24 protein-coding genes are annotated in these 21,732 nt (G+C 65.0%); 14 read left to right on the forward strand and 10 right to left on the reverse strand.

Annotation, left to right across the window (positions count from 1 at the left end; translation table 11 throughout):
* Positions 1-41 precede the first annotated feature (41 nt).
* Positions 42-833, forward strand: coding sequence for a class II aldolase/adducin family protein (locus ACXAEH_RS18085; protein WP_475034737.1), 792 nt, complete (start codon positions 42-44; stop codon positions 831-833).
* Positions 834-1,045: 212 nt separating this feature from the next.
* On the opposite strand, the gene ACXAEH_RS18090 is transcribed toward ACXAEH_RS18085, so the two are convergent.
* Together ACXAEH_RS18090 and ACXAEH_RS18095 are read right to left on the reverse strand one after the other, a co-directional pair.
* Positions 1,046-1,957 (reverse strand): LysR family transcriptional regulator, encoded by a 912-nt coding sequence (locus ACXAEH_RS18090; protein ID WP_475034738.1) that lies wholly within the window; start codon positions 1,955-1,957, stop codon positions 1,046-1,048.
* 163 nt (positions 1,958-2,120) lie between these two features.
* Positions 2,121-3,032, reverse strand: coding sequence for an AEC family transporter (locus ACXAEH_RS18095; protein WP_475034740.1), 912 nt, complete (start codon positions 3,030-3,032; stop codon positions 2,121-2,123).
* A gap of 209 nt (positions 3,033-3,241) precedes the next feature.
* Between ACXAEH_RS18095 and ACXAEH_RS18100 the strand changes: the two genes are divergently transcribed.
* From ACXAEH_RS18100 to ACXAEH_RS18110, 3 genes are all read left to right on the forward strand, one after another.
* Positions 3,242-3,682 carry a DUF4399 domain-containing protein gene (locus ACXAEH_RS18100; protein WP_475034741.1) on the forward strand — a complete coding sequence of 147 codons (441 nt, stop codon included), beginning with the start codon at positions 3,242-3,244 and terminating at the stop codon, positions 3,680-3,682.
* A 76-nt stretch (positions 3,683-3,758) separates the two neighbouring features.
* Positions 3,759-4,079, forward strand: coding sequence for an NIPSNAP family protein (locus ACXAEH_RS18105; protein WP_475034743.1), 321 nt, complete (start codon positions 3,759-3,761; stop codon positions 4,077-4,079).
* 21 nt (positions 4,080-4,100) lie between these two features.
* Positions 4,101-4,445 (forward strand): antibiotic biosynthesis monooxygenase family protein, encoded by a 345-nt coding sequence (locus tag ACXAEH_RS18110; protein WP_475034745.1) that lies wholly within the window; start codon positions 4,101-4,103, stop codon positions 4,443-4,445.
* 199 nt (positions 4,446-4,644) lie between these two features.
* On the opposite strand, the gene ACXAEH_RS18115 is transcribed toward ACXAEH_RS18110, so the two are convergent.
* On the reverse strand, positions 4,645-6,672 hold the full coding sequence (locus ACXAEH_RS18115) for a 2,4-dienoyl-CoA reductase FMN-binding domain-containing protein (protein WP_475034747.1): 2,028 nt from the start codon (positions 6,670-6,672) through the stop codon (positions 4,645-4,647).
* 138 nt (positions 6,673-6,810) lie between these two features.
* On the opposite strand from ACXAEH_RS18115, the gene ACXAEH_RS18120 reads away from it, so the two are divergent.
* Positions 6,811-7,293: an RNA pyrophosphohydrolase gene (locus tag ACXAEH_RS18120; RefSeq protein WP_475034749.1), complete on the forward strand. Its 483-nt coding sequence runs from the start codon at positions 6,811-6,813 to the stop codon at positions 7,291-7,293.
* A gap of 139 nt (positions 7,294-7,432) precedes the next feature.
* Positions 7,433-7,897 (forward strand): hypothetical protein, encoded by a 465-nt coding sequence (locus ACXAEH_RS18125; protein ID WP_475034750.1) that lies wholly within the window; start codon positions 7,433-7,435, stop codon positions 7,895-7,897.
* A gap of 6 nt (positions 7,898-7,903) precedes the next feature.
* Here the strand turns inward: ACXAEH_RS18125 and ACXAEH_RS18130 are convergent, their stop codons facing one another.
* A complete protein-coding gene (locus tag ACXAEH_RS18130) occupies positions 7,904-8,779 on the reverse strand; it encodes an EamA family transporter (RefSeq protein WP_475034752.1) in 876 nt (291 codons plus the stop codon).
* A gap of 75 nt (positions 8,780-8,854) precedes the next feature.
* Here ACXAEH_RS18130 and ACXAEH_RS18135 point away from each other — a divergent pair, with 75 nt between their 5' ends.
* Positions 8,855-9,340 carry a MarR family winged helix-turn-helix transcriptional regulator gene (locus ACXAEH_RS18135; protein WP_475034753.1) on the forward strand — a complete coding sequence of 162 codons (486 nt, stop codon included), beginning with the start codon at positions 8,855-8,857 and terminating at the stop codon, positions 9,338-9,340.
* A gap of 207 nt (positions 9,341-9,547) precedes the next feature.
* Here ACXAEH_RS18135 and ACXAEH_RS18140 read toward each other — a convergent pair whose 3' ends face one another.
* The 4 genes from ACXAEH_RS18140 to ACXAEH_RS18155 form a co-directional block, all read right to left on the reverse strand.
* Positions 9,548-10,540, reverse strand: coding sequence for an adenosine kinase (locus tag ACXAEH_RS18140; protein ID WP_475034755.1), 993 nt, complete (start codon positions 10,538-10,540; stop codon positions 9,548-9,550).
* Positions 10,541-10,600: 60 nt separating this feature from the next.
* Complete coding sequence (gene nth, locus ACXAEH_RS18145) at positions 10,601-11,245, reverse strand: endonuclease III (RefSeq protein WP_039133431.1); 645 nt, start codon at positions 11,243-11,245, stop codon at positions 10,601-10,603.
* A gap of 105 nt (positions 11,246-11,350) precedes the next feature.
* On the reverse strand, positions 11,351-12,007 hold the full coding sequence (locus tag ACXAEH_RS18150; protein ID WP_475034757.1) for a cysteine hydrolase family protein: 657 nt from the start codon (positions 12,005-12,007) through the stop codon (positions 11,351-11,353).
* 1 nt (position 12,008) lies between these two features.
* Entirely contained in the window at positions 12,009-12,458 is a 450-nt protein-coding gene (locus ACXAEH_RS18155) for a MarR family winged helix-turn-helix transcriptional regulator (RefSeq protein WP_475034759.1), read from the reverse strand.
* A gap of 134 nt (positions 12,459-12,592) precedes the next feature.
* Between ACXAEH_RS18155 and ACXAEH_RS18160 the strand changes: the two genes are divergently transcribed.
* The 5 genes from ACXAEH_RS18160 (at position 12,593) to ACXAEH_RS18180 (ending at position 16,790) form a co-directional block, all read left to right on the forward strand.
* Positions 12,593-13,462: a methylated-DNA--[protein]-cysteine S-methyltransferase gene (locus ACXAEH_RS18160; RefSeq protein ID WP_475034760.1), complete on the forward strand. Its 870-nt coding sequence runs from the start codon at positions 12,593-12,595 to the stop codon at positions 13,460-13,462.
* A gap of 269 nt (positions 13,463-13,731) precedes the next feature.
* Positions 13,732-14,421 carry a helix-turn-helix transcriptional regulator gene (locus tag ACXAEH_RS18165; RefSeq protein ID WP_475034761.1) on the forward strand — a complete coding sequence of 230 codons (690 nt, stop codon included), beginning with the start codon at positions 13,732-13,734 and terminating at the stop codon, positions 14,419-14,421.
* A gap of 127 nt (positions 14,422-14,548) precedes the next feature.
* The gene (locus ACXAEH_RS18170) at positions 14,549-15,208 is read left to right on the forward strand and encodes a YiaD family glycine zipper/OmpA-like lipoprotein (RefSeq protein WP_475034763.1); all 660 of its coding nucleotides are present in this window, start codon (positions 14,549-14,551) and stop codon (positions 15,206-15,208) included.
* A gap of 166 nt (positions 15,209-15,374) precedes the next feature.
* Positions 15,375-15,917 (forward strand): NADPH-dependent FMN reductase, encoded by a 543-nt coding sequence (locus ACXAEH_RS18175; protein ID WP_475034764.1) that lies wholly within the window; start codon positions 15,375-15,377, stop codon positions 15,915-15,917.
* A gap of 36 nt (positions 15,918-15,953) precedes the next feature.
* Positions 15,954-16,790: an HTD2 family dehydratase gene (locus tag ACXAEH_RS18180; RefSeq protein ID WP_475034765.1), complete on the forward strand. Its 837-nt coding sequence runs from the start codon at positions 15,954-15,956 to the stop codon at positions 16,788-16,790.
* Between the two features lie 236 nt (positions 16,791-17,026).
* Here the strand turns inward: ACXAEH_RS18180 and ACXAEH_RS18185 are convergent, their stop codons facing one another.
* Positions 17,027-18,073 (reverse strand): NAD(P)/FAD-dependent oxidoreductase, encoded by a 1,047-nt coding sequence (locus ACXAEH_RS18185; RefSeq protein ID WP_475034767.1) that lies wholly within the window; start codon positions 18,071-18,073, stop codon positions 17,027-17,029.
* 64 nt (positions 18,074-18,137) lie between these two features.
* Here ACXAEH_RS18185 and mnmC2 point away from each other — a divergent pair, with 64 nt between their 5' ends.
* Together mnmC2 and ACXAEH_RS18195 are read left to right on the forward strand one after the other, a co-directional pair.
* Entirely contained in the window at positions 18,138-18,806 is a 669-nt protein-coding gene (mnmC2, locus tag ACXAEH_RS18190) for a tRNA (5-methylaminomethyl-2-thiouridine)(34)-methyltransferase MnmC2 (protein ID WP_475034768.1), read from the forward strand.
* Entirely contained in the window at positions 18,803-19,693 is an 891-nt protein-coding gene (locus ACXAEH_RS18195; RefSeq protein ID WP_475034770.1) for a DMT family transporter, read from the forward strand. Before mnmC2 ends, ACXAEH_RS18195 begins: the two co-directional genes overlap by 4 nt.
* On the opposite strand, the gene ACXAEH_RS18200 is transcribed toward ACXAEH_RS18195, so the two are convergent.
* A complete protein-coding gene (locus ACXAEH_RS18200; RefSeq protein ID WP_475034771.1) occupies positions 19,667-21,625 on the reverse strand; it encodes a lytic transglycosylase domain-containing protein in 1,959 nt (652 codons plus the stop codon). The genes ACXAEH_RS18195 and ACXAEH_RS18200 overlap by 27 nt on opposite strands.
* Positions 21,626-21,732 lie beyond the last annotated feature (107 nt).

The raw sequence follows: 21,732 nt of genomic DNA on the forward strand, positions 1-21,732 counted from the left end.
GCACAGCGTAGGCTTCCCGGGAAAGAGGAGAAGGAAACGCCATGACCGTCATGACACCCACGCCGCTGGAAGGCCGTCCTGCCAATTGCTCGGATGCCGAATGGGAGGCCCGCTGCGAGCTGGCCGCGATTTACAATGCGCTGGTGAAATACCGGCTGACTGATCAAACCAATCAATGGCACGCGATCCGGGTGCCGGGCGAGGACGCCCTGATCACCCATCATTATGGCTGGATGCATGAGGAGGTGACCGCCTCGAACCTGATCAAGGTCGGTTTTGACCGGGTGAACCACAATCCGGAAAACGGCGAACCAAATCCTTCCGCCACCGAGATCGGCAAGCTGTTCTTTGAGGCGGAGCCGGAGAAGAATTGCATCATGCATATTCACACCAAGGCGATCATGGGTGTGAGTGCGCAGAAGCAGGGAGTCGGCCCCTACAGCCAGGCCTATCTGATGATCGGCGGCGGTGATGTGCTGGGCTACACCGACTATGAGTTCGAATGCACCGATGATTTCCTGACCGGGCTGCTGAAGGCCGGCCGGGGTAAGAAGGCGGTTGTGGAAGCCTGGCATGGCGCCTTTGTGTTTGGAGGTACTGCGGGCGAGGCGTTCTTCCGCTCCTTCTATCTGGATCAGGCCTGCGCGGTGCAATTGGAAGTCCAGAAGGCAGCGGCCTGCCCTGGCGTCGAAATCCGCACCATCCCGGAAAGCGAGCAGAAACGCCACCTGAGCGATATGGCCGCGAGCGACTGGTACGGCTACGAGGGCGAGCTGGAATGGCATGCCATCCGCCGCCGGCTGGACGTTGAGGCGCCGCAGTACAAGAGCTGATCCGCGGCAGCCGTGCTGGCGGGGGCCCCGGCGCCGCGCAGCGGCGCCGGACCCAACGGGAGCGGATCAATCTTTGATTGACCCGGGACGGGCGGGAGCCTGCCTGGCAGGCCCTGGCAGGGGCCTTGGTTCTGCACAGAAAAAAGCCCCCGCGATTGGCGCGGGGGCAGGTCTTCGAGGGAGGTCTTGGCCCGGTTTTCCGTTGAACCGGTTCAGGTTTTCCATTCCGAAGGATCGCGGTCGGCAAAGGCCTGGACCAGGAAGTCGATGAAGGCGCGCACCTTGGGCTGAGTGAATTTGCCCGGCGGGTAGACTGCGTAGATGCCTTGGGTTTCCATCGGCAGGCTGGGCATCACGTCCTCAACCAGCCCTTCTTCCAGCGCTTCCGAGTAGAGGTAACTGGGCAGATAGGCGATGCCGAGGCCGGAGATTGCTGCATTCAGCAGCGACTGCCCGTCATTCACCGACAGCCAGCCGGAAGTGCGCACCTGGCGCTTTTCACCCGACGGCGCGGTGATCTTCCAGACATTGCCGCTGGACTGGCTGGAGTAATGCAGCAGCTTGTGGGTGTTCAGCTCGTCGATCTTCTGGGGCCGCCCGTATTTCTCGAGATAGGCCGGGGAGGCGATCATCCGCTTGGTGGTTTCGGTCAGCTTGCGGGCACGCAAGGAGCTGTCCTCCAGCTCGCCGATCCGCACCGCCATGTCGAAACCTTCGGAAATCAGTTCCACATAGCGGTTGTTCAGCACCATGTTGACGGTGATATCGGGGAAATCGCGCAGGAAGTCCGACAGCACCGGTGACAGGTGGTTGACGCCGAAATCGGTGGCAACCGAGATCCGCAAGAGGCCCGAGGGCGCCGATTGCATCGAGGTGACCAGCGCGTCTGCCTCTCCGGCGTCATTCAGCACCCGGCGGGCGCGGTCGTAATAGGCGAGGCCGATCTCGGTGGGGGAGACCCGGCGGGTGGTGCGGTTCAGCAGGCGCGCACCAAGGCGGGCTTCCAGGCTGGAGACATGTTTGGAAACCGCCGATTTCGAGATCCCCATCTTGCGCGCCGCATCGGTGAACCCGCCCTGGTCCACCACATTGGCAAAGGCCTCCATTTCCGTAAGCCGATCCATATTCACCCATCCTCGTAAAGCCGTGTTGCCTTCAAGCTGCCGGTGAAATCGGGCAAGATCGGGGCAGGGGTGGGATAATTGCGAGGTTTTGCGCGGATCGTTTGCGCTGCGGAAACGGCGGCTTGCCGGGGCCGGATTGCGGTGACCCCGGGTTAACAAATCCCTAAAACACAAGCTTGATCACGAGAATCCACAGGGGCAGGGTGACCGCGCTGAGCAGGGTGGATTGCGCAATAAGTGTGGCAGCCAGCTCGCGGTTGGCGCCAAAGGCCGAAGCCAGCACATGGGCGGCCGAGGCGGTGGGCAGCGCTGCAAACAGCACCAGGACAGCAGAAAGGCCAGGCTCTGCCCCAAGGGCCAGACAGGCGGCAAAGACGGCGGCCGGCACCAGCACCAGACGCACCAGGCAGAGATAGCCGTTGAACAGATCCAGCCGCGCCAGCGCCTGCCAGTTCATGGTCGCACCGATCGACAAGAGCGCGATGGGAATGGCGGCATGGGCCAGCATTTCGGCCGGGGCCAGGATCGGGGCGGGGATCTTGTAGCCGGAAAGGCCGACAGCAACGCCTGCGACCGAGGCCAGCAGAAAAGGGTTCAGCGCCACCTTCAGCGCAGTCTCCCGCATTGACAGGCTGCCGCCGCGCGACAGCGCACTGACCGCCAGAACATTGGCAACCGGCACCGCCATGCCGATGGCGACTGCCATCTGCCCGGTCAGTTCCTGGCCGATGGCAGGCAGGGCGACAAAGGCGATGGCGGTGTTGAAGCGCCAGGCAGTCTGCCAGGCACCGGCGAAGTCCAGGAATTTCTCGGGGCCGAAACGGCGGGCCAGCAGGCCAAGCCCCAGTGCCAGGGCCAGGATGCTGCAAACCGCAGGACCGATGCGGCCCAGATCCGCCACCGCGATCGGACGGCCGCAGGCGGCAAAGAACAAGAGGGCAGGAAACAGCACCTCGAAATTCAGCTTGTCCAGGCCTTGCCAGGCTTGCGGCGCCAGCCGCCTGCGCACTATGCCGCCCAGCCCCACCATCAGGAAGCTGGGGGTAAGCCCCATCAGAATGACCGCAAATACCATGGCCGGTCCCTGCCTCGCTGCTCATTGGTTGACGTCCCGGCGACCCTGCCGCGGCAATCCGCTGCCGGCAAGCGGAAGGCGAAGTTACGCGGCGGCTGCGGGCACTGCTGCCTTATATTTGTGCAGCCGCCGCCGGCGGCGGGATTGCCGGAGGCCGGGCTGCCGCTAGCTGTAGGGTGTTGAGAGCTTGAGTTGCCGGAGGTCTGATCATGAAACTGCTGATTGCCGCCACCGTGTCTGCCTGTCTGGCGGCGCCGCTTTGGGCCGGGGGAGAGACACCCTCGAACCCGGAAGCCAAGGTCTATTTTGCAAATATCCAGGACGGGGACACAGTCACGTCGCCAGTGACGCTGATCTTTGGGCTGTCGGGCATGGGCGTGGCGCCCTCGGGGGTGGAGAAGGAAAACACTGGCCACCACCACCTGCTGATCGACCGCCCGCGGCTCGGCGAGGGAGAGGATGGGGCGGATGAGCTGAGCAATGGGCTGCCATCGGATGAGAACCACCTGCATTTCGGCGGCGGCCAGACCGAGGTGACGCTGGAGCTGTCCCCGGGCCGCCATACGCTGCAGCTGGTGCTGGGGGATGCGGGCCATGTGCCCCATGCCACACCGGTTGTCTCTGACCTGATCACCATCACCGTGGACTGACGTTTCGGTTCAGAGCGAAGCATCGCGGCAGCGGCGCAAGCTAGGCAGGAGGTCCAGAGACACAAGAGGACTATCCATGCTGACTTGCATCATCCGCTACCGGATTGATCCGGCCAAGAAGGCCCAGTTCGAACAATACTCCCGCAACTGGGGCCAGGCGATCCCGCGCTGCGGCGCGGACCTGATTGGCTACTATGCGCCGCATGAGGGGTCTTCGACCCTGGCTTACGGCATCTACAATGTGGCGAGTCTGGCGGCATATGAAGCCTACCGCGCCCGGCTGGCGGCGGACCCGCTGGGGCGTGAGAATTACGCGTTCGCGCAACGGGAAGGTTTCTTGCTGCGCGAAGACCGGACCTGGCTGAAACTGGCTTCGGCACCGCATGGGGCCGGGTGAAACACGGGTAAGGAGCCGCTGATGATTGCTGTCATTTTCGAAGTTGAGATCGCAACAGGCCGGAAGGACGCGTATCTCGGGTTAGCTGCTGAATTGCGCCCTCTTCTGGAGCAGGTGGAGGGGTTCATCTCCGTCGAGCGGTTCCAGAGCCTGAGCGCGCCGGAGAAATTGCTGTCGTTGTCCTTTTGGCGCGACGAGGAAGCGGTGCAGCGCTGGCGGCAGCTGGCAGAGCACCGGGCGGCTCAAACCCGGGGCCGGGCCGGCATCTTTGCGGACTACCGGCTGCGGGTGGCCGGAGTGATCCGGGATTATGGCATGATGGGGCGCGCAGAGGCGCCGCAGGACAGTCTTGCCGCGCATGGCTGAATGCGGCGGCGGGCGGCTCCCGCCCGGCTCAGGCGCATTGTAAATGCGCCCCGCCCGTTGGGCGCGGCACCGCGCGGGCCGCGCGGTGCCGGACGCCGTGCCGCAGGCACGGCGCCGGGCCCAACTGCGGGCCGGACCCTTCAGGGCCTGGAGCCGCAGGCGGGAGGGCTACGGCTACGGCCAAGGTCCTGGGCCGGGATCAAAGCGCCGCGGCGAGCCGGGTGCCCTGGTTGATGGCGCGTTTGGCATCCAGCTCCGCGGCCACGTCCGCACCGCCGATCACATGGGCAGTGACGCCGCGCTCTGCGAGCTGATCTGCCAGCGACCGCTCGGGCAGCTGGCCTGCGCAGAGCACAATAGTATCGGCTGCCACCAGCGTGGGGTTTTCGCGGGCTTCGCCAAAACTCACATGCAGGCCGCCCTCATCGATGCGCTCGTAGTTCACGCCGCCCAGGAAGGCTGTGTTCTTCATCTTGAGCGTGGCGCGGTGGATCCAGCCGGTGGTCTTGCCCAGCCGCTTGCCATGGCGTTCTGCCTTGCGCTGCAGCAGAGTGACCTGCCGGGCGGGCGCTGCGGGCTGCGGGCCTTCGGGAGCCAGGCCTGCGCGGTGTTCGCCGGGGTCCGTCACCCCCCATTCCTTCATCCAGGCGGGCAGATCGGTGGCCGGGCTGTGCCCTTCCTCCAAAAGGAACTCGGCGACGTCGAAGCCGATGCCGCCGGCGCCGATCACCGCGACGTGCTCGCCCACTGGCTTCTTACGGCGCAGCACGTCGATGTAGCTCAGCACGTTTTCGCGGTCCTGGCCCGGGATCTTGGGATCGCGCGGGGCGACGCCGGTGGCGATCACCACCTCGTCGAACCCGGTCAGATCCTCCGCAGCAACTTCGCGGCCCAGTTCCAGCGTGATGCCGGCCTCGGCCACCATGACCCGGTACCAATCCACCAGCCCCCAGAACTCTTCCTTGCCCGGCACCTGTTTGGCCATGTTGAGCTGGCCGCCGATCTCATCCGCCTTGTCGAACAGGGTGACGCTGTGCCCGCGCTGGGCGGCGGTCAGTGCGGCAGACAGGCCGGCGGGGCCAGCCCCCACTACGGCCACAGATTTCGCAACAGGGGCAGGTTCGATCACCAGCTCGGTCTCGTGGCAGGCGCGGGGATTTACCAGGCAGGAGGTCAGCTTGCCGCCGAAGGTGTGATCCAGGCAGGCCTGGTTGCAGGCAATGCAGGGGGCGATGCGCTCGGAGTGCCCGGCTGCAGCCTTGGCGACGAATTCCGCATCCGCCAGCATCGGCCGCGCCATCGACACCATGTCGGCGCAGCCCTCTGCCAGCACCTGCTCGGCCACTTCGGGGGTGTTGATGCGGTTCGAGGTAATCACCGGGATCGAGACCCTGCCCATCAGCTTTTTGGTGACCCAGGCAAAGGCCGCGCGGGGAACCGAGGTGGCAATGGTCGGAATGCGGGCCTCATGCCAGCCGATGCCGGTGTTGAGGATCGTGGCACCGGCGTTTTCGATCTCCTGCGCCAATTGCACCACTTCCTCGTGGGTGGAGCCCTCCGGCACCAGGTCGATCATCGACAGGCGGAAGATGATGATGAATTCAGGTCCCACCGCCTCGCGGGTGCGGCGGACCACTTCGACAGGCAGCCGCATCCGGTTCTCATAGGAGCCGCCCCAGCGATCCTCGCGCTTGTTGGTGCGGGTGACCAGGAACTGATTGAGGAAATAGCCCTCGCTCCCCATGATCTCGACCCCATCATAGCCTGCCTCCTGCGCCAGCCGGGCGGCGTTCACGATGTCCGAGATCTGCTTTTCGATGCCGTCCTCATCCAGCTCCTTGGGCGGGAAGGGGGAGATCGGCGATTTCACCGGGCTGGGCCCGACGCATTCCGGCCCATAGGCGTAACGGCCCGCGTGCAGGATCTGCATGGCGATCTTGCCGCCCGCTGCGTTCACCCGATCCGTCACTACCCGGTGGTTCTCGACGTCCTTGGCGGTGGTCATCATCGACGCCCCCGGCAGCACCGAGCCCTCCAGGTTCGGCCCGATCCCGCCGGTCACCATCAGCGCCACGCCGCCGCGGGCGCGGGCGGCATAGAACTCGGCCACCCGGTTCCAGTCGCCGGTTTCCTCCAGCCCGGTATGCATCGAGCCCATCAGTACCCGGTTCTTCAAGGTGGTGAAGCCCAGATCCAGCGGCGCGAGCAGGTTCGGGTACGCAGTCATCAATAACTCTCCCTGGCAGTTGCCCTTAGGATCAAGGCTGCGGACCGCCTTGTCACGGGCAAACGCCGCGTCACCCTCTTGCGTGCCTTAGCGGCAAGCGGTCTAAGGTTCAGGCAAAGAACACTGAGGAGAGCCGCCATGACCCCGGAAGAGATTGCCAAGCTGCCTTACCGCCCTAATGTCGGCGTGATGCTGATCAACGCCGAAGGCGCTGTCTGGGTCGGCCAGCGCAAAGACCGTTTCAAAGATGCCTGGCAGATGCCGCAGGGCGGGATTGATGCGGGCGAGGACCCGCGCACCGCGGCCCTGCGCGAACTGGAAGAGGAAACCGGCGTGGCGCCGGCACTGGTGGAAATCATTGCCGAGAGCGACGGCTGGCTGCCTTATGACCTGCCGCATGATGTGGTGCCCAAGTTCTGGGGCGGGAAGTACCGCGGGCAGGAGCAGAAATGGTATCTGATGCGGTTCCTTGGCTCTGATGATCAGATTGATATTGAAACCGAGCATCAGGAGTTTTCGGCCTGGTGCTGGCAGCCGGTCGGCAGCTTGGTGGAGAAGATCGTGCCCTTCAAGCGCGAGGTCTATGCGCGGGTGGTGGAAGAGTTCAGGGAGTATTTGTGAGATGGGTATAGTACGGCAGATTCTTTCAAAACATTCCGCCTGGCCGTCAGGCCGGGCAGCGCCCGTCCGCCCCCCTGGGCGGGCGCTTCGCTTCCGCCCGCGGACGGTCTCCGCCCTATGCGCATCAATTTTGACAACCGTGTCAGTATTTGCCTCTAGTCCAGCGGCCGCCCTCAGCTGCCTGCCCTGGGGGCCTGCAGACGCCTACTTGCAGGCTGCGCAGTCGGAGAGCGTCTATAACATCATTGCGGGCGAACTGCGGTTCGACGAATCCATCTTGCCGCGGTCTCATTCGGACAACCCGAATGAAACTCCGCCGCTGACCCGCATTCCCGCACAGCTTTCGGGCAAGATGCTGGAGGGCAGGTATTTCTCCAAGCGGGTTAACATGCCTGCGGTGCTGGAGGTGGAATGCCTTGGCCCCTGGTGCGGCGGAATGGCCTCCGGCGCGGACCAGTTGTTCTTTGCCGAACAGCGGGGCAGTGAACTGGTGATCCGGGCCGGAGCCTGCGGCGGTTTTGCCTTTGCCGACACCTCCCAGGCGCGGCGGCAGGTGATTGATTGCCACCGCGGCAAGGCTTGCGAGCCTGCCCTGCCGCAGTGAGACGGTTTATTCTGCGAGGGCTGTGGCCTGCTTTCTGGACAGCGGCAGGCGGGCCTGACCCAGCCACAGGCTGAACAGGGCCAGAACAGCACCCAGCATCTGGTTCGGTGTCAGAGTCTCAGTCAGCAGCAGCCAGCCAAGGACCACCGCGGACAGCGGGCTCAGGACGCCGAGCAGCGAGACTTGCGCGGGGTCGATCCGGGCCAGGCCGCGGAACCACAGGATATAGGTCAGCGCACCGCCAATGAGGCTCATGTAGGCCAGACCTGCGATATTGGCGGCGGTGAAGATCGGCATCTCCGGCACTGCCCAAAGCGCTACCGGCACCAACAGCAGCCCGCCTGCCGTCAGCTGCCACGCGGTAAAGGTGAGCGGCGGCACCGGCGGCTGCCATTTGCGGGTCAGCACCACGCCCGCGGCCATCGACAGCGCACCGCCAAGTCCGGCCAGCACTCCGATCGTGTCCAGTTTGGCAGCCGGGGTGAGCACCAGCAGGGCCACGCCCGCGATGCTCAGGAGGGCGGCAGCGACGGCTGCTGCGCGGATCTGTGTGTTCAGCAGCAGCGCCGACAGAAACACCACGATCAGGGGCTGCACCGCCCCCAGCGTGGCGGCGACGCCTCCGGGCAGGCGGTAGGCCGAGACAAACAGCAGCACCCAGAACAGCGAGAAGTTCAGAGCGCCCAGCACCAGCAGCCGCGGCAGCCAGTTCAGCGGCGGCAATTGGCGTACCACCAGCAGCAGCAGCAGCCCCGCGGGCAGCGCCCGCAGCAGCGCCACCACCAGCGGCGAGTGGCCGGGCAGCAGGGAGGTCGTCACGATATAGCTGCTGCCCCAGATTGCAGGGGCCAGCGCGGTCAGCAGAAGGGTTTTGATCGGCATCGGTCTCTCCTTATCTTGATGTCGAGATAATGGATTTTATCTTGACGTCAAGATGTGACGGCCTAAACCGGGGATATGGACCATGTGGATTTTGTCACCCAGCAATGGGAGCGGGAGCGGCCGGACCTGGATGTCACGGCCATGGGCGTCATCGGCCGGGTGGCGCGGCTGTATCTGGCCTATCAGCGCGGGATGCATGTGACCTTCGCGGAGTTCGGGCTGAATGCGGCGAAATTCGACGTGCTGGCCACGCTGCGCCGGTCGGGTGCGCCCTATGTGCTGTCGCCGGGAGATTTGCTGAAGGCGACGATGGTGGCCTCCGGCACGATGACCAACCGGCTGGACCGGCTGGAGGCGGACGGGCTGGTCAAACGCGAGGTGAACCCGGAGGACAGCCGCAGTTTTCTGGTTGGGCTGACAGCAGAGGGCTTTGCCCTGATCGAGCGCGCAGTGACAGCCCATGTGCAAACCCAGACACGTCTGTTGCAGGGACTCAGCGCCGCGGAAGTGGAGATGCTCAAGACCCTGCTGAGCAAGGCCCAGACTGCTGCTGACATCTGAAGCTCCGGACGCTGAGTTTTGACAGGGGACACGCTTAAGCCGGGCCGCGGCAAAGCTGCGCGCCCTTGCGTCCTGCGGGTGGGGGCGTGGCGCGGAGCGGCTTTGCCGCTCCGCGCCACGCCCAACGGGCGGTATAGCACCGTCAGGTGCTGTTCCGGCGGGCGGGAGTACCCTGCCGTCTTAAACCGGCTGGCTTAGCTGTCTGGTTTAGACCAGCCCGGCCTCTTCCAGCAGCGTGCGCACATTGGTTTCCGGGCGCGGGCCGATGTGGCGGATGACTTCGCCCGCGCAAATGCAGCCCATGCGGGCGCAGATTTCCATGCTGCGCCCTGTGGCCATGCCGAAAAGGAAACCGGCGGCAAACTGGTCACCCGCGCCGGTGGCGTCGACCGGCACAATCGCCTCAACCGGCACGTCGATGCGCACGCCTTCGTTCAGCACGGTCACCCCGTCGCTGGAGCGGGTACAGACCACCAGCGGACACATCGCTGCGGTTTTCGCCATTGCCGCTTCCAGGTCATCAGTTTCAAACAGCGCGCAGATCTCGTCCTGGTTGCCGATCACAAAATCCAGCTCATTGCTGATCAGGTTCAGGAAGTCGGCGCGGTGGCGTTCGACGCAGAACGGGTCGGAGATCGAGATGCCGACCCGGCCGCCGCCCTCGCGGCAAGCGCGCGCCGCTTCCATAAAGGCGGATTTACCCTTGTCCTTGTCAAACAGATAGCCCTCCAGGAACATGATCCGGGCATTGCCCGCGGCTGTTTCCGGCACATCCGGGGAGCTCAGCTCCGATGAGGTGCCCAGATAGGTGTTCATCGAGCGTTCACCATCGGGCGAGACAAAGATCATCGACCGCGACGTTGGCAGATCGTCATCCGCAACCGGCGGGTTCACAAAGGCGACGCCCTCGTTGTTCATCGCATCGGCATAGAATTTCCCCAGCGCATCCTCGCGGACCCGGCCGATAAAGGCGGCCTCGAGCCCCAGCGCGCCGGCGCCTGCAATCGTGTTGGCGACCGAGCCGCCGGGAGTCAGCACCCGGTTGCCCATGGCTGCATAAAGCTCTTCGCAGCGGTCGCGGTCGATCAGCTGCATGATGCCTTTTTCGATGCCCTGCTCGGCCAGGAAGCTGTCTTCGCATTGTGCAATCACATCGACCACGGCATTGCCGATCCCGACGAGCTGATAGGTCTTGGTCATGGTCCCTCCTTGGGGATGTCCGCGGCGGTTTCAACCTGGCGAATATGCCGCGCAAATGGTTTATAGGTTCTTGTCTTCATACATGCAAAGATCGCGTATCAGGCAGCTGCCGCACATCGGCTTGCGCGCCTTGCAGTGATAGCGGCCGTGCAGAATCAGCCAGTGATGGGCGTGCTGCTGGAAATCCGCCGGGATATTGTCCTCGACCGCGCGCTCCACCGCGTCCACATCCTTGCCCGGCGCAATGCCTGAGCGGTTGCCGACCCGGAAGATATGGGTGTCCACCGCCTGTGCGGGCTGTTTCCACCACATGTTCAGCACCACATTGGCGGTCTTGCGGCCCACCCCGGGCAGCGACTGCAGCGCGGCGCGGGAATTGGGCACCTCGCCGCCGTAGTCCTCGACCAGGATCTTCGACAGCTTGATCACGTTCTTGGCCTTGTTGCGGTAAAGGCCGATTGTTTTGATGTGCTCGATCAGCTGCTCTTCGCCCAGATCCAGCATCTTTTGCGGTGTGTCCGCGATCTTGAACAGCTCGCGGGTGGCCTTGTTTACGCCGGCATCGGTGGCCTGTGCTGACAGCGCCACCGCGACCACCAGCGTATAAGCGTTGACATGCTCCAGCTCGCCCTTGGGTTCGGGCTCGGCTGCCTGGAACCGCGTGAAGATCTCGCGGAGCGTATGATAATCGAGTTGCTTTGCCATAGCTGCGCTTATGGCCTGTTCTCACCCGCGGGCGCAATGATTTAGCGAGCCGGATGCGGGAAGCTTGGCAACCTTGCGGCGCTGGTGCAACCCGGGCACAAGACCTTACTCCGAATGACAGGCCTGGAATTTTGCACCGTCTTCTGCGAGCCGGGATTGCTCGCGTTTCCAGCCTGCCTTGTCGGCAGCTAGAACTGCAGCAGGAATGATGTCCACTTTATAGCCGCGGTTCAGGGCGCCGCAGGCTGTATTCTTGACGCAATGGCATCCATCAAGGCCCGTCATCTGCAGTGTGCCGATGCGGTTTTCTGCCAGATAGTCTTCAAGCGCCGGCGAGGAAAAGGCGTCGCCAATATGTTTCACGAACTCAGCCGACACCGGCAGCTGCAGCCGCGGGTCCAGCCCCAGGCCTGCTGAGCCGCGGTTGCCCAGGCCCTGGTTGGCCCAGCTGTTCAGCCGGTTGGTCCACCAGCCCTTCATGACGTGACGGATCACGATCACCGGTTCGCCGCGGGAGCGGGCTTTGCGGGCAAGCTGCCGGATGCAGCTGATGGCGGCGAGGAGATCTGCCTCGCTCCAGTCCTGGCCCGCTTGCGACCGGGTGAAATCCTCTTGCATGTCGATCACCAGCAGCGCAACGCCGGGGCGTTTGGCGGGGTCAATGCGGGGGCCGCGGGTCGGAGCGGTCATCCGCCGGATCCCCCAGGCCGTATAAGCGGCAGCCAGTAGGCCCATGCCGCCCAGGATCCAAAGAACAATCATGTCAGCCCTCCTGCGCCTGGTTCAGGAAGAAACGCGTGAGCGCCAGTTGCACCCGGTGGTGCGTGGCGATGTCCGCGTCGGAGAAGCCTCTGGCAAAGTCTTGCAGTACCGCAGTTTCACGGGTCCGGATCTCCTGGATGATCTCCGCGCCGCGGGGGGTGAGCCGATAGCAGGAGCTGCCCTTGCGGGCCGGGTTGGGGTTGGCCTCGATCAGCACCGCCTGCCGCAGCTCCTTCAGGATGCGCGACACGAACTGCCGTTTCAGCTGAAGATCCTTGCCCAGCTGCGGCGCTGTGGCGCCGGGGCGGTTGAGCAGCCCCTCCAGCAGCGCGCGCTGCCCCAGGGTGATGCCGTGCGGCAGGGTGCCTTGTTCCACGGCGGCAGTGATCCCGCGCAGCAGCGGGCGGGTGGCCTGAACGGCCTCATACAAGTGATCCAAGGTCTGTGTCATGTCGGCACAGTAGGTCCTGCAGATTTGATTCGTCAACTAAGTTGACAATTGGATGCAAGCTAACCGCAAGTTCCGGGTCGCTTGCCAGCGCTTGGCGTATTACCTTCAAAAGCAAGTCAGAACAGGTTGGGCCGATGAATATCGAAGCACGGGAAAACACATACCACTATGGCGTTATGCGCCGGGCGATTGAGCTGATCGACGACGGCGGCGAGGATCTGACGCTGGAGCAGTTGGCCGCCCGAATGGACATGAGCCCGGCGCATTTCCAACGATTGTTCTCGGCATGGGTCGGCGTCTCCCCCAAGCGCTATCAGCAGTATCTGCGGCTCGGCCATGCCAAGGCGCTCTTGCGCGAGCGGTTCACCACGCTGGAGGCCTCACATGCGGTGGGGCTGTCCGGGTCGGGCCGGCTGCACGATCTGTTTCTGCGCTGGGAGGCGATGAGCCCCGGCGAATACGCCCGCAAGGGTGACGGCTTGCGGATCTTCTGGGGCTGGTTCGACAGCCCCTTTGGCCTGGCTTTGGTGATGGGCACGGAAAAAGGCATCTGCGGCCTGGCCTTTGCAGCGGAGACCGGGGCAGAGCCTGCCATGGCCGACATGCGCGCCCGCTGGCCGCAGGCAGAGTTCATCGAGGATCCCACAGCCCTGCGCCCGCTGGCCGAGGCGGCCTTTGCCCAGAAGGGCGAAACTGCCTTGCACATGATCGGCGCGCCTTTGCAGATCAAGGTGTGGGAGGCACTGCTGCGCATTCCCTCGGGCCATGTCACCACCTACTCCGAGCTGGCCCAGGCCATCGGTTCACCCAAGGCGGTGCGCGCCGTGGGTACGGCGGTGGGGCGCAACCCGGTCAGCTGGCTGATCCCCTGCCACCGCGCCTTGCGCAAGTCCGGAGCCTTGGGCGGCTATCACTGGGGGCTGCCGGTCAAGCGCGCGATGCTTGCTTTCGAGGCGGCAAGGGACGAGGAGGCTGCGGCAGGTGATGTGCGCGCCGCCGGCTGAACAGGCGCTGCAGCAGGCCCGGTCCTGACGGTTTGGCTGCTTGCTGCGCCTCATGCCGCTGGCGGGCTGCTTCGCGCTCGATCTCATGCGGTTTCGGCAGCCGGTACATGGTGTCCCAGCGGTCATGGCCCAGGGTGATCATGGTGATCCATTCATAACTCAGCATAGTAACTCTCCTTCTCTGGTGATCAGAAAAGCAGATCCCTGCTGACAGGATGTTGTCAGCGGCCTGTGCTAGGATGTCAGCAGATTGTCACTGGAGCCTGCCTATGCCCCGCACCGGCCGCCTGTTCGAAATCATCCAGATCCTGCGTTCCGCGGCCTCTCCGGTGCGGGCTGAGGACCTGGCCGAGAAGCTGGAAGTCAGCAAGCGCACCATTTACCGCGACATTGCTGCGCTGCAGGCAATGCGCACGCCGGTCGAGGGCGAGGCGGGGGTCGGCTACATGCTGCGCAACGGCTACGATCTGCCGCCGCTCAACTTTGACGAGGAAGAGCTGGAGGCGCTGCATGTGGGGCTGGCGATGCTGATGCGCACCGGCGATGGCGCCATGCAGCAGGCAGCTGCACGTGTCAGCCGCAAGATCTGCGATGTGCACGCCTCGGCGGAGTGGCTGCAGGTGGCGCCTTGGGGGGCGCCGCTGGACGACCCGGAACAGGGCTGCGTTTCAAAGGCGCTGCTGCGTCAGGCGGTGCGGGAATGCCGCAAGCTGCGGATCACCTATGTCAGCCCCGAAAGCGGCGAGACCTGCCGGACGCTGCGGCCGCTGGCGCTGATCTACCATATCGAATGCACCATGCTGGCCGCCTGGTGCGAGCTGCGCGGCGGTTTCCGGCACTTCCGCACAGACCGGATGTTCGCCGCAGAGCTGCAGCAGGAACAATTTGCAGGCGAGGCCAAAACCCTGCGCAAGCTGTGGATGGAGCAGGAAGGCTGGGACTTTGCCTTTGCGCCCTGAAGCTGGTTTTGCGCGGGATTTCGCCAATGTGAGGCAATCCTGCCTTGAGAAGGCGGCGCGGCACCCCGATATTCCATTGGAATGCCGGGCGTGGCCCGGGTTTGAGAAAGCGAAAAGGCAGTTTTTGATGATGCAGATGAAACTCACCACGGCAGGTATTGTCGCCGCAACCCTCGGCCTCAGTGCCTGCACCGATCCCGCAACCATCGGCACCCCGGGCAGCAACACCCAGCAGGGCGCGATCCTGGGCGGCATTATCGGTGCGGGCGTCGGTGCCATTGCCAATGATTCGGACCGGGGTCTTGGCGCGGTGACCGGGGCGCTGGTCGGGGCCACGGCGGGCGGTGTCATCGGCAATCAGCTGGACGCGCAGGAGCGCGAGCTGCGCCAGACCCTGGCTAATGACTCGATCACCATCGTCAACACCGGCGACCGGCTGATCCTGTCCTTCCCCAACGATCTGACCTTTGCCACCGACAGCGCAGCGGTGGCACCAGCCGTGCAGGGCGACCTGCGCCGGGTGGCGGACAGCCTGGTGCGCTACCCCAACAGCACTATCCAGGTGATCGGCCACACCGACAGCGATGGCGATGCAGGCTATAATCAGGGCCTGTCCGAGCGCCGGGCCAATGCGGTGGCGGATCATATCCAGGCCGGCGGCGTGCCGTACCACCGGCTCCGTATCATTGGCCGCGGCGAGGAGCAGCCTGTTGCCTCGAACCTGACTCCCGAGGGCAAGGCCCGCAACCGCCGCGTCGAAGTTGTGGTGATCCCGCAGGCGGCCTGATCCCCGGCTCTTGCGGTATTCCAGGCCCGTCCCTTTGGGGCGGGCTTTTTCTTTGAGCAGAGGTCTTTTGTACAACTGCACAGGGGCTGCGCGTGCATGGATGTTTCCAGGGCGGGGCGGCCGCATACATGATGGGGCAACCAAGACAGATACAAAGGATTGCCCAATGACCGGCCCCGTATTGCTCACCATGTCCGGCTCGCTGCGCCGGGAGGCCACCAACCGCAAGCTGCTGGCAGAAGCCGCCCGGGTGTTTGGCCCGGCGTCCGTAACCGAGGCGGACCTGAACCTGCCGCTCTATGATGGCGATGCCGAGGCTGCTGAGGGCATTCCGCCTGCAGTGCAGGCGCTGGCGGATCAGATTGCAGCGGCAGACGCGGTGATTGTCTCGACCCCGGAATACAACAAGGGCCCGTCGGGCGTGCTGAAGAATGCGCTGGATTGGGTGAGCCGCACTGAAGGCAACCCCTGGGCGGACAAGCCGGTTGCAGTGATGTCGGCAGCGGCGGGCCGGGCCGGCGGCGAACAGGCGCAGGCACTGCTGCGCGGTTTTCTGGTGCCGTTCCAGCCGCGGCTGATCACCGGCCCGGGTGTGCACCTGGCGGGCTCCGGCAAGGAGTTCGATGAGGCCGGGCGGCTGATCAGCGAGCACTACGAGGGCACGCTGACCCGGCTTATGCAGAAACTGCGCGCGGAGCTGGATCGCTGAGCTTGCCTTGCGGATGCGGCGGGCTAAGGTGGCGGCATGAGTACTGACACTGCCGCTTCTGCCGCCTCCGCTGGACCTGCGCAGCACTTGACCGACCTGATGGACCCGGTCCGGGCTGCTGCCTTTCAGACTGCGCTGGGACTGGAACCGGACATTGAAACAGGCAGCGCGCTGCCACCGTTTTTCCACCAGCTTTATTTCTGGACACCGCTGCCGCCTGGGGAATTGGGGCGGGACGGCCACCCGAAAGTCGGCGGCGCCGGGCTGATCCCGGATCTGGGCCTGCCGCGGCGGATGTGGGCCGGAGGGCGGCTGCGGTTTGAGACGCCGTTGCGGGCAGGCGTTGCGGCCGAAAAGATGTCCGTGCTGGAGAAGGCGGAGCGCAAAGCCGGCCGCACTGGCCCATTGGGCCTGGTGACCCTGCGCCATGAGATCCGGCAGGCCGGGCGGCTGTGCCTTGCTGAATGGCATGACCTGGTCTACCGCGAGGACCCGGACCCGGCTGCGCCAAGGCCGGTGCCGCCGGCGGCGCGGAGCGATGAGACAGATGCGCGGCAGGTTTCCTTCAGCTCAACCTTGCTGTTCCGCTATTCGGCGCTGACCTTCAACGGGCACAGGATCCACTATGACCTGGACTATGCCCGCGATGTCGAAGGCTACGAAGGGCTGGTGGTGCATGGCCCGCTGCTGGCCCAGCAGCTGATGCTGCTGGCGGAGGAACTGATGGGGCCGCTGGCGGAGTTTGCCTTCCGGGCGACGTCTCCCCTGATGCATTTCGAAAGCGCGGAGCTGTGCCGCGACGGTCAGGACCTGTGGGTGCGCGGGCCGGACGGGCGGCAATGCATGAGCGCGGTCGCGGTGCCCTGCGGCTGAGGGGGGGCGGGGGCACTCCCGCGCCCCAAGCTGCCCTGCCGGGCAGATTAGCGGCTTGGGCGTAGCGCCGCTGCGCGGCGCAAGGGGTTTCTGCTGAGACGCCCATTTAGGGCAGGTTTGCCCTGAATGGGCCTGACCCATTGTGAATTGCCCTTTGACGCCTCAAGGGTGAACCGCGCGTGCCGCGCGGCGGCTGCGCCGCCCTTGACCCGCCAAAGGGCAGGGCGCGCGCCGGGTCAGAGGTTGTCTTCGATCCGGAAGCCTTGCGGGATGCTGTCTTTGTCTTCCAGCAGCAGGTCCGCCATCACATGCGCCGCCTTGGGGGCCATGCCGAAGCCGATCTTGAACCCGCCGTTTGCGATGAAATGGCCGTCGCGGCCGGGCCAGGCGCCCAGCATCGGGGCGCGGGACTTGGCGCGGGGACGCACCCCGGCCCAGCGTTCGATCACCTCGGCGCCATGCAGCACCGGGATGGCGGTGCGGGCGCGCTCGATCACGTCATCCAGCTGTGCGTCGGTGGTTTTGCCGTCCTCGAAATCGCGTTCGCTGGTAGAGCCGATCGCCAGGGTGCCGTCGGCATGCGGGATGATGTGCAGCCCATCGGCAAAAAGCTGCGGCACTTCGCCTTCGTGAAAGCGCAGGAGCGCGGCCTGGCCCTTGATCCCTCCGCCAACGGTCTTGCCAAAGGCCTCGTTCAGCTCCATGAGGCCGGTGTAGCCCTTGGCGTGGACCACCTTTCCCTGGTCCGCGGCCTCTGGCTGAACCTCGATCCCCATCACGGCGAGGGCGGAGACAAGCGCGGCACAGGCGCGGCGGGGGTGCATGCGGGCGCTGAGGGTGTCGTGGATGACATAGCCGGTGGCGCTGGGCGGCACCCAGGGGCCGAGGCTGCCCGCCTCGCAGACCCGCCATTCAGCCGCGTCTTTCCAGAATTCCTGCGCGGTGGCTTCCCGCTGGCGGGCAAGCTCCAGGGTGCGGGCGTCATTGACGGGCTGCAGCCGGCCGGTGCGGCCATAGCCGGGCGAGACGCCGCCGGTGGCCTCGACCTCTGCCCAGAAGCTTTCCGCCATCAGCAGGCTTTCCAGCTGGAACTGTTTCTTGGGGTTCCAGTTCTCCGGCACATGCGGGGCGAGGGCGCCGACCAGCCCGCCGCTGGAGCCCGCACCGGCGCCGAACGGGTCCACCACCTGCACAGCAGCACCGCGCCGGGCGCAGATCCAGGCAATCGACAGGCCAAAGATGCCTGCGCCGCGCACCGTGATATCTGCTTTGACATCTGCCATTGCCATTTGCCGTTCCTTTCGCCAGTGTCGCGCCGTTCCGCACAACCGCTTAGAGGATTATAGCATGGCAGACCAGCAGGCCCGCCTCAGCTGGCGCGATGGCACCGTGCCGGTGTCGGATCAGTTCGATGATCCCTATTTCTCGATCCACGACGGGCTGGCGGAAACGGAGCATGTGTTCCTCGCCGGCAACGATCTGCCTGCGCGGTTTGCACCGGGGTTTCATATCGCCGAACTGGGCTTTGGCACCGGCCTCAACATGCTGGCTGCCTGGCGTGCTTGGGAAGGGGCGGGGCAGGAAGGCCCGTTGCGCTTCACCAGTTTCGAGGCCTTCCCGATGGCGCCTGCCGATATGGCCAAGGCGCTGGAGGCCTTTCCCGCCGTGGCCCCCTGGGCAGACCGCTTCCTGGCAGAATGGCAGGGCACAGGCGCCTGCGATCTGGGAACCCTGCAACTGGAGGTGATCCAGGGCGACGCCCGCATGTCGCTGCCGGAGTGGACAGGACGGGCGGATGCCTGGTTTCTGGACGGGTTCTCTCCGGCCAAGAACCCCGAACTGTGGGAAGCGGCGCTGATGGCTGAGGTTGCGGCGCATACCGCACCGGGCGGCTCGGCGGCGACCTATACCGCAGCAGGCTTTGTGCGCCGCGGACTGGAGGCGGCAGGATTTGAGGTGACCCGCATCCCCGGCTACGGGCGCAAGCGGCATATGACAAAGGCGACAAAGGCATGACCCAGGCAGCACCTATACCGGCGCAGACCAACAATGTCACCGCCGGCATCCTGCTGATGATCGCGGCGACCGTGGTCTTTGCCTTGCAGGACGGCATCTCGCGGCATCTGGCGGGCGAGTACAACACCTTCATGGTGATCATGGTGCGCTACTGGTTCTTTGCGCTGTTTGTGCTGTCGCTGGCGGCGCGCGCGCCCGGCGGCATCCGCAAGACGGCGCAGACCGGGCAGCTGGGGCTGCAGATTTTCCGCGGCGTGCTGCTGGCGGGTGAGATCTGCGTTGCGGTTTACGGCTTCACCCTCTTGGGGCTGGTGGACAGCCTGGCGGTGTTCATCTGCTACCCGCTGCTGGTAGCAGCGCTCAGCGGCCCGGTGCTGGGCGAAAGCGTCGGCTGGAGGCGCTGGGCGGCTATTGGCGTCGGCCTCATTGGCGTTCTGATCATCCTGCAGCCGGGGGCAGGGGTGTTTGACGTGGCCGCCATCATCCCCTTCATCTCGGCACTGATGTTTGCGGTCTACGGCTTGGTGACCCGCTATGCCGCACGCAAGGATAGCACCGCGACCAGCTTTTTCTGGACCGGGATCTCCGGCATGGTTTTCATGACGGCGGTGGGCATGTGGTACTGGGAGCCGATGAGCCCCGATGACTGGTTGTGGATGGGGCTGTTGTGCGTCTCGGGTGTCACCGGCCACTGGCTGCTGATCAAATGCTACGAGATGGCCGAGGCCAGCGCCGTGCAGCCCTTTGCCTATTTCCACCTGATCTGGGCCGCCATCCTGGGCGTCACCGTGTTTGGCGAGGTGATCCGTGCCAACGTGGCCATCGGCACGGCGATCATCATCGGCGCGGGCCTGTTCACCCTATGGCGCGAACGCGTGAAGGGTTGAGCCCCTCAGCTCCTGCGAGAAGGGCACCGGCAAGGGCGTCTTGCCGAGCCGGGCCCGGTAGACCGGCAGGCTTTCGGTGACCCGCATCACGTAGTTGCGGGTCTCGTTGAAGGGGATGTGCTCGATCCAGTCGATGATGTCCGGATCTCCGTCTCGCGGATCACCGTAGCGCTCCATCCAAGCCTTGGGACGGTGGGGGCCTGCGTTGTAACCCGCGGCCATCATCACCACATTGCCGCGGAACGCGCCGGCCAGCCCGGCCAGATAGTTGGCGCCCAGCTTGGCGTTGTAATCCCACTCGGCGGTCAGGCGCGATGTTTTGTGATTGGCCAGAATGCCCAGTTCGGTCGCCACCAGCTTGGCGGTGGCAGGCATCACCTGCATCAGCCCGCGCGCGCCTGCGTGGCTGATCACGCCCGGGTCAAACTCGCTTTCGCGCCGCGCAATGGCCAGGGTCATCTCCTCGGCCATCGGCAGCTGCCGCTTGGCGACCGGGTGCAGCGGGTAATAGGCGCCTTCCAGCTCCAGCCCGCGCCGTGCTGCGCGTTTCGAGATCATCACTGCCAGATGCGGCTGATCCAGCTCCACCGCCATCTGCCCCAGCTGGCGCGCCTGCACCGGCGGCAGGGTCTCGACCAGATGGGTGAAGAAGCGTTCGGCCAAGGCCAGCTCGCCGGCCTTCAGCAGCTCCAGACCTGCATGGGTGACCGAGGATTTGGCAAACTCAGCCGTGCTCCAATCCGGCAGCTCCGCCGGCTTGGTCAGCGCCGGGTCAAACGGACGGCCCAGCTGCTCGGCGGCCAGCAGCCCGTAAAAGGCAGTCTGATACTCCGCCGCCTGGGCATAGGCCTCATAGGCCTTGTCTGCCTGACCCATGGCCGCATGGGCCCGGCCCAGCCAATAGCCGCCGCGGCTGACCGAGATCGGGGTCTCGACCGAGGTTAGGAACCGTTGGAAATGCACTGCGGCCAGCTCAGGATCGTGCAGGTTGCGCAAGGCGATATAGCCGGCCAGCCACTCGCAATCGGAATAGCCATACCCGTCCTCGGGCGTGGAGAAGTGATAGGCGGCCAGCTGGTAGGCGCGCTCATAGTCCTTGTCGCGCATCAGCTGCCGCGCCAGGTCGCGGCGGCGGCGCAGCCACTTGCCGGGCTCGCCCAAGGCCTTGGCGCTGGTGCTGCGCTCCATCATCATCGCGATGGCGCTGTCCTGCAGCCGCTTGCGGTCGCGCCAGGCAAAGCGGTCATAGGCCAGCCCCGCCGCGTCTTTCAGCCGGGCGGGCACCGCCGCAATCATGCCATCCACCCCCGGCGCGCGTTCCTGCAGCGCGATGCGTGCCTCGGCCAGCTTGCGCTCGCCCTCGGGCACCAGCGGCAGCATCCGTTTGGAACTGACCAGGTGGTTGTCCCACAACAGCCGGTCCAGCCGTGCGCTGTGATGCGGCTTCAGCAGCTTGGAAAAGTCCCGCATGTAGCCCTTCTGAATGGCGCTGCCCATCGCCATGGTGCGCCAGGCCATCACGATCTCCGCCTCACCGTCGCCACGCCGTCCTGAGGCGATCAGCGCCTTGCCCAGGCTCAGCGCGCCCTCGGCGGTTTGCGGACGGTCTTTGGTATAGAACGCCAGGATGGTTTCCCGGCCGGCCCGGGCAATCGCATCCTCGTTCTGACGCCGCAAATAGGCCAGTCCGGGCCAGTCCGGCCGCCGCGCCAGGAATGCCGTCACATCCCGGGCAGAGCCCAGCCCGGCCCGCAGCCGGTGCCATTCGATGATGTCGCGGGACACGCTCTGCCGCTTCCCGGCCTCACGCGCGGCGTCATCCCATTTTTCGGCCCGTATCAATTCCAATGCATCGCCAAGCCCGCGCGCCTGGGCAGGCGCCGCGGCAAAGGCTGCGGCAATCAGCAGAAACAGGGCCAGGATGCGTGTCATCTCTTGCATTTTCCAGCAGTCCGGGGATAGAGGCTTGAACGTTACTCATTGGCGTGCCGGTATCAACTCAAATCCCCGGCATTCCATATCTTGACGGCGGCGGATTG

The organism is Leisingera sp. ABM4_060 (genome assembly GCF_056158765.1).